The sequence below is a fragment of the Cryobacterium sp. 10C3 genome (assembly GCF_034314285.1).
Taxonomy (GTDB): domain Bacteria; phylum Actinomycetota; class Actinomycetes; order Actinomycetales; family Microbacteriaceae; genus Cryobacterium; species Cryobacterium glucosi.
On record NZ_JAVIWF010000002.1, the window covers coordinates 612,537 to 627,369 of the forward strand.

Consider the following 14,833-nt stretch of genomic DNA (forward strand, 5'->3'; position numbering starts at 1 on the left):
GTCACGACAGGCGTGGTGGCGGCGTCGACCATGAGGGGGATCGCGGAGGGGAAGCACTGAACGAGAACTGAACCGCACTCCTAGAGTGAGGGATTCTCTGGCAGGCGCCGGTAGACAGTGTGGTGAGAAGCCTCGCTCAGCCAAACACCCGGCAGCCTGCGGCCGGCGGTGTCGATTGGGTTGACGAGGACCGTTGGAACGTGGCCGTGCTGGTCACGTTTGACCACGACAACAAAAGTTTGGCCCAAAACATCGTCCGTCCGGAGAGTCACGGCCGTCCACATTGTTGACATCGGGTTTCCCTCAGCGTAATAGGTCTTGTCGAGTGTAGAAGTTCGGTGTGCCTCCTCACAGCAGTTCGCGAGGTCGGGCGTGGACAGAGGTTAGTCAATGCATGCGTTGCCCGCGAAGTGTTGGGGCGCTCCGGACGGTCAGCGGGACGGTCGGTGGACATGACGGTGCTTCCGATAGGACAGCAGGCAGTCGAGGAGGCAACAATGAAGCACGTCCCTATATAAGGCCCTCGACCCGGGAAAGGCCCGAAGGACACTCCCGCACCGCGCCAGAACGCAGCCTGGTCCCAGCTACACTCTCGATTCCCCATGCTCCGGCTGCTGACAGAGCCACGAACCGCTCGGTGGGTTCCCAGCAGTTGCCTACTCGCGTTGTATAAGGTGCGGAGCAAGCGTGTTGTTTTTGACGGGGTAGCCGCTTTCGGACCGCAGGAGAAAGCCGGGGTCAACGTGACGGAAAAGCCGCCGCAACCGCTTCGGACGCGAGCGCATTCCTTGGGTGCCCCTATTCGGCACGGACGGTTGCAGCGGCGTGGCCCATGGCAAACCGTGAGGGTCGCGCTCGTGTTCTCCGTGAGCGTTCTCCTGGTCAGTGGGGGGACTATTGCAGCTGTTGCCACGTGGGATGTTGCCAGCAGCGTGAAACCGGGCGTGCATCTCGCCCACCTTGCGGACACACCCGGGAGCACTGCTGCGCCTGCGGCAGACGTCGCAGCCATTTCCGGCGGGGTCGATCTACTCCTGACGGGAACGGATACCCGGTCCGGGCAGGGTGGGGCTTTTGCGACGGGCGCAGGTTTGGCGGGAAGTTCCGGTGCGGGCAATAACGATGTCACCCTGTTATTACACATTTCGAAAAACCATCAGAACGTGAGTGTGATCAGTTTCCCTAGGGATCTCATGATCCCTGTTCCTGCGTGTCCGCAATCTGATGGGTCGACGGCGTCGGCGTCCAGTCGGGTGATGTTGAACGCGACGCTCGCCCGCGGAGGGCTTTCCTGCGTGGTGCTCACGATCGAAAAACTTACCGGCGTTCAGATTCCCTTCGCCGCCCAGATCAGTTTCGACGGGGTCTCAGCGATGTCCAACGCCATCGGCGGCGTCACCGTGTGTGTGGCCTCCCCGATCGATGACCTCTACACGAATCCGCCCTTGCATTTGGCGGCCGGACAGCAGAGCATCGTCGGTGACATGGCCTTGTCGTTCCTGCGGAGCAGACACGGTGTCGGTGACGGCAGCGACCTGGGCCGCATCAGCAACCAGCAAGTGTTCATGGCTGCGTTGGCCCGGAAAGTCGAAACGGGCGGCGTCCTCGGTAACCCTGTCATGCTGTACTCCCTGGCCAAGGCGGCGACAGACAACATGGTCCTCTCTGATACCTTGACCAATCCCACGACTCAGGTCCAAATTGCGCTCGCGCTCAAAGATACCGGGTTGGCGAACATGGTCTTCCTTCAGTACCCCGCTGTGGCCGACCCTCAGGATGTGAACCGTGTCATCCCGCAGAAGGAGGGTGCTGCTGTCGTGAACGCAGCTCTCGCCGCTGACCAGCCCATTCAGCTCAGCGGTGCCCCCGGTCGGGCAGCCGTTCTGGACAAATCTGCGCCCGCGGCCCCGAATCCCACGCCCACTTCCCTCTCGACTCCTGTGCCGGGCAAGACTGTACCGGCCACCACACCCACCCCTGTGCAGGCGGCCACGCCCGGCCCCGGGGGCGCCGTCCTCCCGGCGACCGTGACGGGACAAACAGCAGCTCAACAAACCTGCAGCAAAGGAAACTAGGGCGCTCGACCCATCCCGGAAATCCACGCTGGGTCACAACGAAAATAGCGCTTTGAGACACGCGGATACGGTACCTGTCTAACGCGAAAGCCTATTTTCTGGCTGGAGCAGGGGAGAGGGATTGCTTCTTGGGCAGAAAGTCCCCGGACCACGGATACCGCCCGCATCCCTGTTGGCCTTGTCCCGGCGTCGATATCCGCAACTCGACGCTTTCATCCTCGGGTCCTCGGGTCCTCGGGTTCTAGGGCCCTCGAATGCAACCCAGAGCAGCGACTTCTGTGCATTCATCACCACTCGTGGGAAAGCACCACTTGGATATCGGCGAAGACGCCGGTCGACAGCGCCTCAGCTGCCAGTTTGCTCGGTGTTGGCATCGCTGGCACGCTTGGCAGCGTCGTGCTGGAGTGGCGGCTACCAGCGTGGAGAACTGGAGATCGCCGGTTAGAGGGAGCTTCCCAAGGGGTTGAGGGGGTGCAGGTTGCGGTCGAAGTCGTATCGGAGGAGTTGCCCGGTCGGGAGTTCAGCGTCACGGGTCTGCCGAGCATTGCTGTCGTTGAGAACGATCCGTAGTTGAGCAATAACGTGCGGATCTGCCATGAGAAGTATGGTTTGCCGGTCGGACAGCAGCGGCATGAGCAGATCTGTGACGAACGACCGCCTCGAAGTGGATACGACGTTCTTGGTGTCCATGTTTGCTGATAGTTCGAGTCTGCTCGGCGGGCTGAACGAGGTCGAAGTCGCGTCACCGGTGTCGCCAGCTTCGGGGGACGACTCGGTCCGCGACAACCAGCCGGGCCGGAGTGAGGGGTCTTGGCGCCGTGCGCTTTGGTGACGATCCCAGGCCTCTTCAACGTCCAGTCGACGGTCGGAGCGGACAACGCGCGGTAGGTGACGCAGTTCCGTCAGTACCCCTTGAGTGAGCGGCATCCAGCCCGGTTCGCAGGGCGTGAGGACCATGTCTGGTGCGATCCGGAAGAGATTTAGTCGGTGAGCGGCCAGACGCGCCTGGGCGGTGAACGTCGGGTCCGTCATCGTGCCGAGAGGAAGGTCAGGCCCGGGATCAGACCGGGAACCGGCTGCGACCTGGTTCGCGTTCAGTGGCAGCAGGATGAGTGATCCGAATGAGTGCATCCCTGTCCTCTGCTTCCTCAAGTCTTGGTCTCGACTTAGGTCCTCGCCCTTGGCGTTCTGGTCTTTCCGGGTCCGATGAAGGGTTGGACCGGGGGATCTAGTCGAGTTGAGCACTTTAGAACGCGGCGCGCTAGCAAGGTAAAGCTATCCATGTTGCCGCGCCGCCCAGACGGCGGCCGTTTAACGTCGCGGCAAGGTGAACGCTTGTGGAACATTGACAGCCGCGATTGCTTCTGTTGGGGTCTCCGCGTACAGTCATCTTTGCAGGGCGCCGTTCGTTAGCTGAGGCTCCTTTGTGGATATAAGCCAGCGACCCCCAACGTCCAGAGACGCCCCGGGTCAGGACAGGTTTTCCCGGAACAAGGGATTGCCCCGATTGGCTCCCGGTTTCCGGGTTAACGCCGCAAAGTGCCAAAGGTCTTACGAGGAGAGGTTACCTCGGCCGGTCTGGTCGGACTCTTCGTGTGCGCTGAGCAAAGCGGAGGGAGCACGTCAATGAGCGAGAGCCATAGACCCTACCTCCTGCCGACCACGCGCACCAGGTAGCAGTCTGCCTGCACACGCCTTTCTGGTGGCGTGCCCCGCGGTGATCGCATCCCGGCCAGGTCATATATTCTCGCCCGGCCCTGTGGTTTCCGCGGTGTTCCCGACATCGCCGGCCCTCGTGGGGCCGCGTTTGATCGGCTCCCGGATCCTGTCTTTTCATTTCCTGCAGAAAGTTCACCATGGATACAACGTCAAACCTCGTTCCTCCGACCGGGCCCGTGTCAGCGGTCCTGGATTCCGCGCACGTGGGCGATATTGAAGGGGCCATGGGCACGATTCGACTCGGCGATGATGCGCCGCGGCGGGGCGTGCGGGCAAAACTGCGTACCCTTTTGGCCATTCTGGGTCCTGGACTGATTGTGATGGTCGGCGACAACGACGCTGGCGCGTTTGGGACCTACACGCAAGCTGGCCAAAATTATGGGACCACATTGCTGTGGACGTTGCTGCTGCTGGTACCCGTCCTCTACGTGAACCAGGAAATGGTGTTGCGGTTGGGGGTGGTCACGGGGGTGGGCCATGCCCGGCTCATCTTGGAACGTTTTGGAAAGTTCTGGGGAGCCTTCAGCGTCATTGACCTGTTCATCCTGAACGCGCTCACCATCGTGACCGAATTCATCGGTATCAGTTTGGGCTTGCAGTATCTGGGCATCCCCCAGATTCCCGGCGTAATTGTTGCAGCCGTGCTCGTGCTCGGCGCCGTCAGCACCGGGTCTTTTAAACGGTTCGAACGCGTCAGCATGGTTCTTGTTGCCGGGTCCCTCTTGTTGGTCCCCATTTTCTTTCTGTCGGGTCCGAATCTGGGCGAGATGGCGACCAATTTTGTGCTCCCCGGGATGCCACCCGGGTCCCAACTTTCCACGGTGATGCTGCTCATCATCGGGATCGTCGGCACGACCGTCGCCCCGTGGCAGTTGTTCTTCCAACAGTCCTATGTCATTGACAAGCGCATCACGCCCCGGTTCATGAATTACGAAAAGGTCGACTTGTGGATCGGGATCTTGATGGTCATCGTCGGTGCGGCCGCGATCATCGGCTTCACGTCCGCCACCTTCACGGGCCGGCCCGAATTCGGCAACTTCACTGACGCACTCGGGGTCGCAGAAGGCCTCGGCAAGTTTGTCGGACGTGGCGTGGGAGTGATGTTCGCGATCGCGTTGATCGACGCGTCCATTATTGGTGCGGCCGCAGTAGGTTTGTCTACTTCATACGCGTTGGGCGACGTGTTGGGGTTGAAGCACTCCCTGCACCGCAAACCGTGGGAAGCGAAGGGCTTCTACGCCGTATTCGCTGCCCTCCTCGCCCTGGCAGCCACGATTGTTCTGATTCCCGGTGCGCCGCTGGGACTCTTGACCGTGGGAGTACAGACTCTCGCCGGGGTGCTGCTACCTTCAGCCACGGTCTTCCTCTTATTGCTCTGCAACGACAAAGACGTGCTGGGCCCCTGGGTCAACGGCAAATGGTTGAACCTGTTCACGTCTGTTGTCGTCGCCGTGCTGGTCATGCTTTCCATCATCCTCACAGCCAGCGTTCTCTTCCCAGACATCACGGGAGAGACAATCTTGTCCATCCTCGGCGGGGGCAGCGTCTTGGGAATTCTTGTCGGAGCGACCGCCCTGGTCCTTCGCCGGCGACGCCCGGCCGGTGATGCGGTGCTCCCGATGGAACACAGTCAACGTCTCCGTTGGCGGATGCCACCCCTCACCCTCCTCGCCCGCCCGGAGCTCTCCACCGGTCGGACCATCGGATTGGGCGTGCTGCGCGCCTACCTGATCCTCGCCATGGTCCTAGTCGTCGTCCGCGTCATCCAGCTCGCACTGGGCCACTAGCCGCGAGCACCATATTCTCAATACCACCCCGACAACGTGCCACCTCTACCTAGCCTTGTTCGTGAAAGAAGCCACTGTGTCTAACTCTCCCGTTCCAACAACAACTAAATCCGCTCTCCGTCTTTCCCAACTCCTGCGCCATGCCGTGGTCGACAGCCAAGGAAAACAACTTGCCAAACTCGCTGACGTCATTGTTCGCCTCAGGGGAGATGACTACCCCCTCGTGACCGCGCTCGTGGTCAAAGTGGGTTCCGAAACCATCTACGTCCCGATCGCCGACGTCAGAGCCTTGGAACCCAATCGAGTCGAGCTCACCACAGCCCGCTTGAACGTGCGGGCATTCCAGCGCCGCCCGGGCGAGGTCCTACTCAACGCTGACGTCCTGGGCCACCGCCTCATCGACGTGCACATGGCCTCCCTCGTCCGTGCTCACGACATTTATCTCAGCTCCGACACCGCCACGTGGGCTGTCACAGGATTGAACGTGCACCAAACCCACTGGTGGTCCACCCGGAAGACCATCTCCACCGACCCGGCACGGGACTGGAAATCCTTTGAAGCCCTCATCGGCCACGAACCCTCGGTCCTCGTTCGCGCCCCGTTTGGGAAATTACGCCGTCTCAAAGCAGCCCAAATTGCAGACCTCATCGAAACGGCAGACGCTAAAGAGCAAAGCGAACTCCTCACTCAAGTCCACAACGACCCGGAATTCGAAGCAGACGTCTTTGAAGAACTCGACGAAGACAGCCTCACCCATCTCCTCAAATCCCGAAGTACTGCTGACGTCGCTTCTGTCCTGACCCGGATGCGGGCAGATGACGCGGCCGACGCCATCACTGACCTCCCCCAGGCGCGACGCCGGGAAGTCCTCGCTCTGCTCCCTGAACCCCAACACACCAAAGTTCTGGCCCTGCTGGGCTACCACACTGCAACGGCAGGGGGCCTCATGGGTGTGGAATACCTCGCTCTGGCGGAGCACGCGACCATCCAGGACGCCCTTGATCTCATTCGCACCTCGACAACTCAACAACCGGAAGCGCTCACCACCATTTACAGCACCGCCGACGACGGAACACTCCGTGGTGCGATCAGTATCATCCGCGCCCTCCAAACAGACCCGCACCGTCCCCTCCGCGAAGTCGCTGACCCTGATCCCGTTCACGCCGCACCACAAGATGACATCATCGACGTCACCACCCGCATGGCTGACTTCAACCTCCTCACCCTCCCGGTCCTCGACGAAAGCGGCCACATCCTCGGCATCATCACCGTCGACGACGCCCTCGAAGCCGCCCTGCCCCAGGACTGGCAACGCCGCGAACCCCAAACTCACGCCTCCCTCACCCCGGGCGCCGTGTGAGATCGTGCCGTCTTTTCGAACAGTGGCTCCTCCCAGTGAAGGATCGTCTCATCCAGAGCAGCGTTACGATTTCACTGAGATAGCGGCGGAGGAAATGGGCTCGGATCTCCGCTGACACGATCTCAGTTCCGCGCTACGTAGAGGCGATTCGGCGACACCGGCTGCGAAGTGCTTTCTTCTCTTCCCTCCGTCTCTCTTCTCACCGAATTCGTAAGGTTGACCGAGAGCTCAGGAGAATCACATCACGGGCGCTATGTTCGCCAGTGAATATTGGCTTCGTTGGGCACCACCTGTGGTGCGGGTGAGCCCCACTGTTCAGATGCGTGATTCGTATCGTTCAGCCCCACTGCCGGCGTGGTTGAGCACCACCTGAAAAGCTCCTCCCACCATGTGAGCGCCACGTGGTGGAAGGAGTACCGGCAATGGTACGGAAGATCAAAGCGAAGCAGATCCTGCAGCAGCGAAATCAGGGTTTGTCGCGACGGGCGATCGAGTCTGCTCAGGGGATGTCCCGGCACAGTATTCGGGCTGTGCTCGCTGCAACAGAGCGGCTCGGGCTCGGCTGGGACGACGTCGCGGAGTTGTCGGAGGCCGCGGTGTATTCGATGTGTCAGCGCCAACGGCCTACTATTCAACGAGCGTCGACACGATGCTGTTCCCCGGCCGCGGCGTGCATGAGAGCGTCTTCGCGCAGCCGGGCTGGGCGCCGGTGGCCTCGAAAAAGCCCCGGCTTCCCTGCACCTGGGGGAGGCGAGGAATGTGCCGGGGCTCGTTTGTTGGAGTGGGGGACTCCGCCGTCAACGGTAGGCGGGTGGGCTGAATGCCGGCTGTGCGGGACACGCGTGTGCGGTGGGAACGGCAAGGTCGGAACTGGTGATCCCGAGTGTTTCAGAACTAACGGTGAGTACTGCAATTCAAGCAGGAGGTTGTGTGACGTAGTCATGAGAATTGCTGCAGGCGAGATTCCGTCGATCTGCGAAGGCGAGAAACGGGAGTCGTGAGACGTTTTATATCTCTAGGGTTATGAGGCATGCGGAGGCCTTGAACACGGTTTCTCATTGACATCCGCGCGGAACCAAGCCAGGACCATTTGTTAGCGGCCATGCCAAACTGCCCATAGGCGGCCACGGAAGTGCCCACTGATGGCCAGTAGAACGGCCCGTTGGTGGCCATGAGATCTGCCCACTTCTATTTCTGAACCCCCGCCCGGTTACGTGGCGGGAGCCCCTTCCTGGGATTTGATGACGGTGTCTAGTCGCATCAAAGTCGCCCAGGAAGAGGCCCTGAATGAAGTTTGACGGAGAAATCATGGAAATACTCGCTGCCTACGACCTGACTGAGTCGTTGCGTGCCGCGGCCGAGCTCACCGGGTGCTCGCATCACACCGTCGCCCGGCACGTCGCCGCGCGCGACGCGGGCCGTCCGCTCGCGGAGCCCGCCTACCGGGGCCGGGTCACGGACCCGTTCCTGCCCAAGATCGAGGAATGGGTGGAGGCGTCGCAGGGCAAGATCCGTGCGGACCGGGCCCACGCGAAACTGATCGGTCTGGGCTACGCGGGTTCGGAGCGGTCGACGCGGCGGGCGGTCGCGCAGGTCCGCGCTGCGTTCCGGCTCGGTCGGGTGCGGGTGCACCGGCCGTGGATCACGGAGCCGGGGATGTGGTTGCAGTATGACTTCGGCGACGGCCCCGTCATCGATGGGAAGAAGACGGTGTTGTTCGTCGCGTGGCTGGCGTGGTCGCGGTTTCGGATCGTGATCGCGTTGCGGGACCGGACGGCGCCGAGCGTGTTCGCCGCGTTGGATCGCTCGTTCCGGCTCCTTGGCGGCGCGCCGACCTACGTCCTGACCGATAACGAGAAAACGGTCACCGTGTCCCATGTTGCCGGGGTGCCGGTGCGGAATCCGCAGACGGTGGACTTCGCCCGCCACTACGGGGTGAGCGTGCTGACGTGTCAGCCCGCGGATCCTGCGTCCAAGGGCGGGGTGGAGTCCTCGGTGAAGCTCGCCAAGGCTGACATCGTGCCCAAAGACACCAACCTGCGGCCCGAATACGCCTCGTTCGCCGAGGTCGAAGCGGCCTACGAAGCATTCATGGCCCTGGTCAACACCCGGGAGCACCGCGCCACCAGGCGGAAGCCGTCGGTGATGCTCGAGGAGGAACGGCCCCGGTTGCACCGGGTCCCTGACACGGCGCACACCGTCGCGCTGGGCCTGACGCGAGCCGTCCCGGAGAACACGCCGATGGTCACGTTGGAGAACGGCCAGTACTCGGTGCCGGCGCACTTGCTCGGCGCCCGTGTGTTCGTCCGCAGCCACGGGGTCGGGGCCTCCGAGCAGGTCGTCATCGTCCACGTCGGCAGTGACGGGCCCGTTGAAGTCGCCCGGCACCGGCGGGCCCGGCCGGGCAGCCCGAAGATCGACGACGCGCACTTCCCCGACCATCGGGAGAAGATCCCGGGCGACTACACGATCACCCCGCGCAGCGCAGCGGAGACGGAGTTCCTGGCCATCGGGGCTGGCGCGCACGCGTGGTTACTCGAAGCGGCCGCGGCCGGGACCGCGCGGATGAACGTGAAGATGGCCGAGGCCGTCGCGTTGGCGAAGATCAGCGGCACCGCCCCGGTCGATGAGGCCCTCGGGCAGGCGGCCACTTATGGTCGTTTCGCGACCGGTGACCTCGCCTCCCTCCTCAGCGCAGGCTCGATCCGTCCGCAGGCACGCACGGCGGGCGAGACGAGCTCGCTCGCGCAGGGCACCGCCGGGTGGGCGGCGATCGGGCAAGCCGCCGATGACGAGTTGGAGCAGAGCGCGTGAGCGTCACCCAGGCCGCCGCGCCCGCGCTGCCCGCGGACCTGGAAGCGTTGATGCGGCAGTTGAAGATGCCCTACGCCCGCGCCCTGGCGCCGGAACTGATCGCAACAGCCCGGGCCCAACGCTGGGAACCCGTCGAGATCATCAAAGCCCTGTTCGTTGAGGAAATCACCGGCCGGTCCCGGTCGATGCTCGCGACCAGGAGGCGAGCGGCGGGGTTCCCCACAGGAAAAACATTCGACACCTGGGACGAATCGGCGTCCTCGATCCCGGCCCCCACCCAGCAGGCCCTCCGGACGTTGGAATGGATCGGCCGGAAGGAGAACGTCGTCGTTTGCGGGCCCTCCGGGACTGGGAAGACCTTCTTCCTCGAGGCCCTCGGCCAGCAAGTCGTCGAGGCCGGGATGAGGGTCGCGTGGTTCCGCCTTGAGGACCTCGGCGCTCTCGTCCGCGCGCACCGCGCCGACGACTCCGTCGGCCGGGTCGTCGCCCGGATCCTGCGCTCGGACCTGATCGTGATCGATGACATCGGGCTCCTCGAAGTCGGGGCCGACGCCGCGGAGGGCCTCTATCGACTCGTCGATGCGGCCTACGAGAAACGATCCATCGCGGTCTCGTCGAACCTGCATCCCGCGAAGCCGCATACGTTCAAGTTGACGTATGCGAGTTGATACCTAATCTTCATAGGTTGAAGCGAAGACTTCTTCCTCGCGGTCGACAGCATCGAAGACGTAGTGCAGTGCGCCGCCGGCTGTCATGCCGAATGCCGCGGCGACCAGTCTCGGGTCGTGGGAGTGGGCGAGATCGGCGAGACGGGTTTGACGCAGGACAGCTGGCGTGACGCCGGCCGGATCGAGAATATGAGTCATGAAATACGGCGACGCTGCAGTTTCGTGAGCGCGTGAGTCTTTCGTGAGGACGAGGTGCGGGTTGTTCGTTCGCAGCGCCAGCCGCGCCGTCAGCACCGCATCGATAGCAGCGAGCGTGATGGGGTCCAGCGGCACGTTATACGGCCGTCCCGCGATGACCATCGTCCCTGCCTTTGTGCTGATGTCCGAGACCAGAACAGCGCGGATCTGACGGCTGCTCATACCGTGGAGAAGAGCGAACAGTCCGACCACGCGCTCTCTCGGGTCGATGGTGGTGAGTATCCACCGATGGATAAGTCGGCGTTGTTCGGCGCTGTTGAGCGTTCGTCCGGCGAAGCCTGTTGGGCGTGGTCGAGTCAGACCGAGGGCCGGGTTGATCAGGATGAGCTTTCGTTTGCCAGCGAAGGTGAAGAACATGCGGAAGCTGGCTAGCCGATGCCGGGAGCGGCTCCCGAGGAACTCCTCGATATCGCCGGCGGTGACGGCGGCCCAATCGTTGATGCCGCGTCTCTCGAGGAAGTTGGCCAGGGCCGCGACATCAGCCAGTCGGGCCTCGATCGTGGCGTCTTTGAGTCCGCGGCCGCCGACCAGGTTTGCTCGAGTGCGCGATCGCAGGAGATAGTCGCAGAAGGCTGCCACGGCCGGGCGGAAGGGGATGGGGGCGCGGGCCAGGCGGCGCTCTCGGCGCCCCGCGCTCCGGCGGTCTTCCTCGTCTTGGAGGAAGGATCCGAGCCCATTCGTGACGAAATACTCATTGACGATTCGGGCGGTGTCGCCCGGTGATCGTCCGGGTGAACGCAGCGCGCGGACCAGAGCTTCGGGAGTGCAGACTCCTTGGATTAGGTGGTGTTCGATCTGCCGCAGGTGTCGCACCGCTACTGCGCTGACGAATCGGTCGCCGATGTCGTCGACCAGGGGTTCGAACCAGTTGGGAATGCTCGCCCCGAGCCGGATAAGAGCGGCGGCTGTTCGGTCGATCAGGGAGTTGTGGGTCCTTTGATAGCAGGCCGTGCATAGTCCGTGAGCTGCGTGTTTGGCCAGACGGCCACACTGGTCGCAGTTTCGCGGTGTCGGTTCTTTCCGGGGACGAGCTCGGCGCACGCACATCCCGCACAGGTCCTGTTCCGCACGGAGCACTCGCCGTTGGCCACACCGTGGGCACGGTTCCATCGTGGCCTCGCGTTTGGCTTTCCAATAGCACGAGGTGCAGCGACCCCGAGCATGGAGATTGGGGCTTCCACAGTCGATGCAGTTGCCGACGAGCGTCATCAGAATGGTGGCGGGGTATTGCGCGAGGCCCGAGACCGTTCCTGACCGGCCGCCGCTCGGAGGGGCTCCTGCGTGACCGGAGTTGGCGGAGTCCCGTTGCCGATGTCGGTGGTCGTATCAAGTTCGAGGAGATCATTTGCGGTGCAGTCCAGCGCTTGGCACAATGCGGCCAGAGTCGCGAGCTTAATTTGCGAAGGCTGTTGAGTCATCAAGGCGGAGATCGACGCGGATGAGAGTTCCAGACCGGCCTTGTCGACCAACAGGCGCCGCAGTTGAGCACCGGTCCACACTTCTCGTTGAGCGGCAGCCATCCGGAGCCGCCAGCGAAACTCTGCCATGTCCTATTCCTCCTTGGTCGCTTCGGCGAGAGTGGTCGTGAGGGCACGACGATAGGCGTCCTCGACGAACGTAGATGAGGGCGTCACATATCGCATCGTCGTGCCCACATTCCAATGGCCCAGCATCTGCTGAATGGCGACGAGATCGACACCGCGCTCGTAGTTGCGCGTCGCGCAGGCATGCCGCAGACTATGAGGGCTGAACTGCTCGTGGACCGGCCGGCCCTCCGCTCTGCACAGGGCCGCCAACCGGTTACGGATCGATCCTGAATTCATGAATCGGCCGCCCTCGTCGCAGAACAGGGCCGGGCTGCTTCCTCGAAATTTGGGGCGGACCTCGTCGAGATACCAATGCAGGATCAGGCCCAGATCGTCCAGCATGGGCACCCAGCGTGGCCTGGGACCGGAGCCTTTCGCCGCCTTACCCAAACGCACGTGAATCTTCCCGAACGGGCCTCGGTCAAAATGAAGATCGCGGATTTCCAACGTCGAGGACTCTGCAGAGCGAAGACCTGCGTGATAGAGCGTCCGGAAGAGTGCGTAGTCCCGAGCGATCGGAGCCCATTTTCGCGACTGCTCCATTCGAGCCTTCAGGAACGCGAAGAAGTCATCCATGCGCTCGGGCGATGGGGGCGGGCGGGTCGCGGGCGACTCGCTGGTTACGTGATGCCCAGCATGGAACACGTCGATCGGGTCGGCCAAACGGATACCGAAGCGAGCCTCAACGTCGGCGAAGTGCCGGGCTTGCAGAAACTGGAAGTAGTGTCTGAACGTGCTGACGTAGTCCCTGCGCGTGACGGGTCCCACGCCGCGTTCGATAAGCGCGGCGACGACCGCGTCGACGTCGAAGGCGGTCAGCTCCCATGCGGGCTTCTCCGCCAAAGCGAGGAAACGCTCAAGCACGCCCGTGCCGTTGTCGATGGTGAGGGCGCTGAATCCGCGGGCCACTTGGCTCGCGACGAAACCGTCCACGCACTGCCGCTGGAATTCCATCGGCTCCATGGCATCGGCCAGTTGCGCGCCTGGAGAATTGTCGCTCACCACGCGCAGCCGGGGTCGCGGCGTCACTGCATACCTCCCGCCCGCCTCGATTTCTGAGGCGCTGCCTCATATTTCACTCCTCGATCGAGCAAATCGCACCTCGCCACGCCGACCACGCTCGACCTACTCCCCACAGGGGATGCGGCACTCAGAGTCGGAACGAACGTATGGGAACCTCAGTTCGCTGGGGCGACGTCTTCGGCGACCAGGTCGTGGCCGCGGCCATGATCGACCGCATCGTTCACCACGCCGACGTCATCTCACTCAAAGGCGCCAGCTACCGGCTCAAGGACAGCGGAATCACCACCCTGCCTTCCGCCAGACCCGAAAACACCGTAGAATAGATGAACCACGGTGGCCTACTTTTCGAAGAGCGACAGTTTCAAGCGGTCAATGCAACGCAGGCGGCGCTGAAGACCTCATGAGGAGTCTGCCATCCCAGCGTTCTCCGCGGGCGGTTGTTGAGTTCTGCCACGATTTCCTTGAGTCTCTCGGTGTTGGTCAGGTTGAGATCGGTGCTCTTGGGCAGGTACTGGCGGAGCAGGCCGTTGGTGTTTTCGTTCGTGCCGCGTTGCCAGGGTGAGTACGCGTCGCAGAAGAACACGGGAATCCCGGTCGCTGTCGTGAAATCAGCGTGACGAGCCATCTCGTTGCCGCGATCCCAGGTCAGCGTTCGGCGCATGACAGCGGGCAGCTTGTTGAAGGTTTCGATGAGTGCCGCGATCACGGTTTCGCTTTTGGCGCCGTGTGGGAGCGGGACGGCGATCAGAACGCGACTGTGCCGTTCGACCAGGGTCACGATGTGGGACGTGCCGTAACGTCCCACGATCATGTCGCCTTCCCAATGGCCGGGTGTCTTGCGGTCGTTCGCCTCGGCCGGACGGTCCTTCAGGGGCACGAGGCCCGGTATCCGTGACTTCTTCCCGCCGGAGGCAACACGCCGTTGCGGATGGCGGCGCAAACGCCGAGTCCGAAGCTTGGCGGTCAATTCCGCTTTGAGACCGGGCTGGGCTTGCACAAAGAGCGAGGTGTAGATGGTTTCGTGAGACACCCGCATCGACGAGTCGTCCGGGAACTCCGCGATCAGGCGCTTCGAGATCTGTTGCGGAGACCAGCAGACCTTGAGTTTGGATTCCACGTGCTCGCGCAAACGATCATCCAAAGCGAGTTTGCCGAGGCGTGGCCGCCGGCTCCGGGCCTCGGCGAGACGTTCAGCATGAGCGGCACGGTATCCATTTCTCCCACTGTTGCGAAGCACCTCCCGCGAAACAGTGGAAACCGGTCGACCGAGCTCGGCGGCGATCGATGTCAGAGACCGGTTAGCCGCGAGACCGCGCGAGATCGTCTCACGCTCATCGAGCGACAACCGCAACGCCGGCCGAGGCTTCGTCGCCCGCGGTCTGACACCACCAGACTGCTTGAGCCACAGACAGGCCGTCGACCTCGATATTCCCGCCAGTGCCGCGGACTTTCGAAGCGACGCACCCGACGCACGTGCCGTAAAGAACGCCATCCGCTGTTCCGGTGGCTTTGGTTTCCGTCCCATTCTCGCTCCTTCCCAAGA

General features: G+C 62.7%; 10 protein-coding genes, 1 pseudogene and 1 riboswitch. Of the genes and pseudogenes, 6 read left to right on the forward strand and 5 right to left on the reverse strand.

From position 1 onward, the window contains the following. The first annotated feature begins 602 nt into the window (after positions 1–602). Complete coding sequence (locus RGU41_RS03530) at positions 603–2,075, forward strand: LCP family protein (protein WP_322135566.1); 1,473 nt, start codon at positions 603–605, stop codon at positions 2,073–2,075. Positions 2,076–2,516: 441 nt separating this feature from the next. Here the strand turns inward: RGU41_RS03530 and RGU41_RS03535 are convergent, their stop codons facing one another. Next, positions 2,517–3,206, reverse strand: a complete 690-nt coding sequence (locus RGU41_RS03535) for a hypothetical protein (RefSeq protein WP_322135567.1) — start codon at positions 3,204–3,206, stop codon at positions 2,517–2,519. Between the two features lie 267 nt (positions 3,207–3,473). Continuing rightward, positions 3,474–3,643: riboswitch (M-box (ykoK) riboswitch) on the forward strand. A 354-nt stretch (positions 3,644–3,997) separates the two neighbouring features. Between RGU41_RS03535 and RGU41_RS03540 the strand changes: the two genes are divergently transcribed. The 4 genes from RGU41_RS03540 (at position 3,998) to RGU41_RS03555 (ending at position 10,423) form a co-directional block, all read left to right on the forward strand. Continuing rightward, positions 3,998–5,581: an Nramp family divalent metal transporter gene (locus RGU41_RS03540; protein WP_322135568.1), complete on the forward strand. Its 1,584-nt coding sequence runs from the start codon at positions 3,998–4,000 to the stop codon at positions 5,579–5,581. 61 nt (positions 5,582–5,642) lie between these two features. Then, positions 5,643–6,941 carry a magnesium transporter MgtE N-terminal domain-containing protein gene (locus RGU41_RS03545; protein WP_322137293.1) on the forward strand — a complete coding sequence of 433 codons (1,299 nt, stop codon included), beginning with the start codon at positions 5,643–5,645 and terminating at the stop codon, positions 6,939–6,941. 1,287 nt (positions 6,942–8,228) lie between these two features. Next, positions 8,229–9,755, forward strand: a complete 1,527-nt coding sequence (gene istA / locus RGU41_RS03550) for an IS21 family transposase (RefSeq protein ID WP_322135569.1) — start codon at positions 8,229–8,231, stop codon at positions 9,753–9,755. Continuing rightward, entirely contained in the window at positions 9,752–10,423 is a 672-nt protein-coding gene (locus RGU41_RS03555; RefSeq protein WP_322135570.1) for an ATP-binding protein, read from the forward strand. The genes istA and RGU41_RS03555 overlap by 4 nt, the downstream gene beginning before the upstream one ends. A 3-nt stretch (positions 10,424–10,426) precedes the next feature. Here the strand turns inward: RGU41_RS03555 and RGU41_RS03560 are convergent, their stop codons facing one another. From RGU41_RS03560 to RGU41_RS03570, 3 genes are all read right to left on the reverse strand, one after another. Further along, positions 10,427–11,260 carry a hypothetical protein gene (locus RGU41_RS03560; RefSeq protein WP_322135571.1) on the reverse strand — a complete coding sequence of 278 codons (834 nt, stop codon included), beginning with the start codon at positions 11,258–11,260 and terminating at the stop codon, positions 10,427–10,429. A gap of 629 nt (positions 11,261–11,889) precedes the next feature. Further along, the gene (locus tag RGU41_RS03565) at positions 11,890–12,228 is read right to left on the reverse strand and encodes a helix-turn-helix transcriptional regulator (RefSeq protein ID WP_322135572.1); all 339 of its coding nucleotides are present in this window, start codon (positions 12,226–12,228) and stop codon (positions 11,890–11,892) included. A 3-nt stretch (positions 12,229–12,231) separates the two neighbouring features. Further along, entirely contained in the window at positions 12,232–13,269 is a 1,038-nt protein-coding gene (locus RGU41_RS03570; protein ID WP_322135573.1) for a tyrosine-type recombinase/integrase, read from the reverse strand. Positions 13,270–13,451: 182 nt separating this feature from the next. Between RGU41_RS03570 and RGU41_RS03575 the strand changes: the two are divergent. Continuing rightward, positions 13,452–13,613, forward strand: a pseudogene (locus tag RGU41_RS03575) (ATP-binding protein); the annotation flags it as partial. 38 nt (positions 13,614–13,651) lie between these two features. Here the strand turns inward: RGU41_RS03575 and RGU41_RS03580 are convergent. After that, positions 13,652–14,635, reverse strand: coding sequence for an IS30 family transposase (locus tag RGU41_RS03580; protein WP_322135574.1), 984 nt, complete (start codon positions 14,633–14,635; stop codon positions 13,652–13,654). Between the last annotated feature and the right edge of the window lie 198 nt (positions 14,636–14,833).

Bases quoted from the DNA above. Each gene is read 5' to 3' on its own strand.
- RGU41_RS03530 (WP_322135566.1), top strand. From the start codon at position 603: ATGCTCCGGCTGCTGACAGAGCCACGAACCGCTCGGTGGGTTCCCAGC.
- RGU41_RS03565 (WP_322135572.1), bottom strand. From the start codon at position 12,228: ATGGCAGAGTTTCGCTGGCGGCTCCGGATGGCTGCCGCTCAACGAGAA.
- RGU41_RS03535 (WP_322135567.1), bottom strand. From the start codon at position 3,206: ATGCACTCATTCGGATCACTCATCCTGCTGCCACTGAACGCGAACCAG.
- istA (WP_322135569.1), top strand. From the start codon at position 8,229: ATGAAGTTTGACGGAGAAATCATGGAAATACTCGCTGCCTACGACCTG.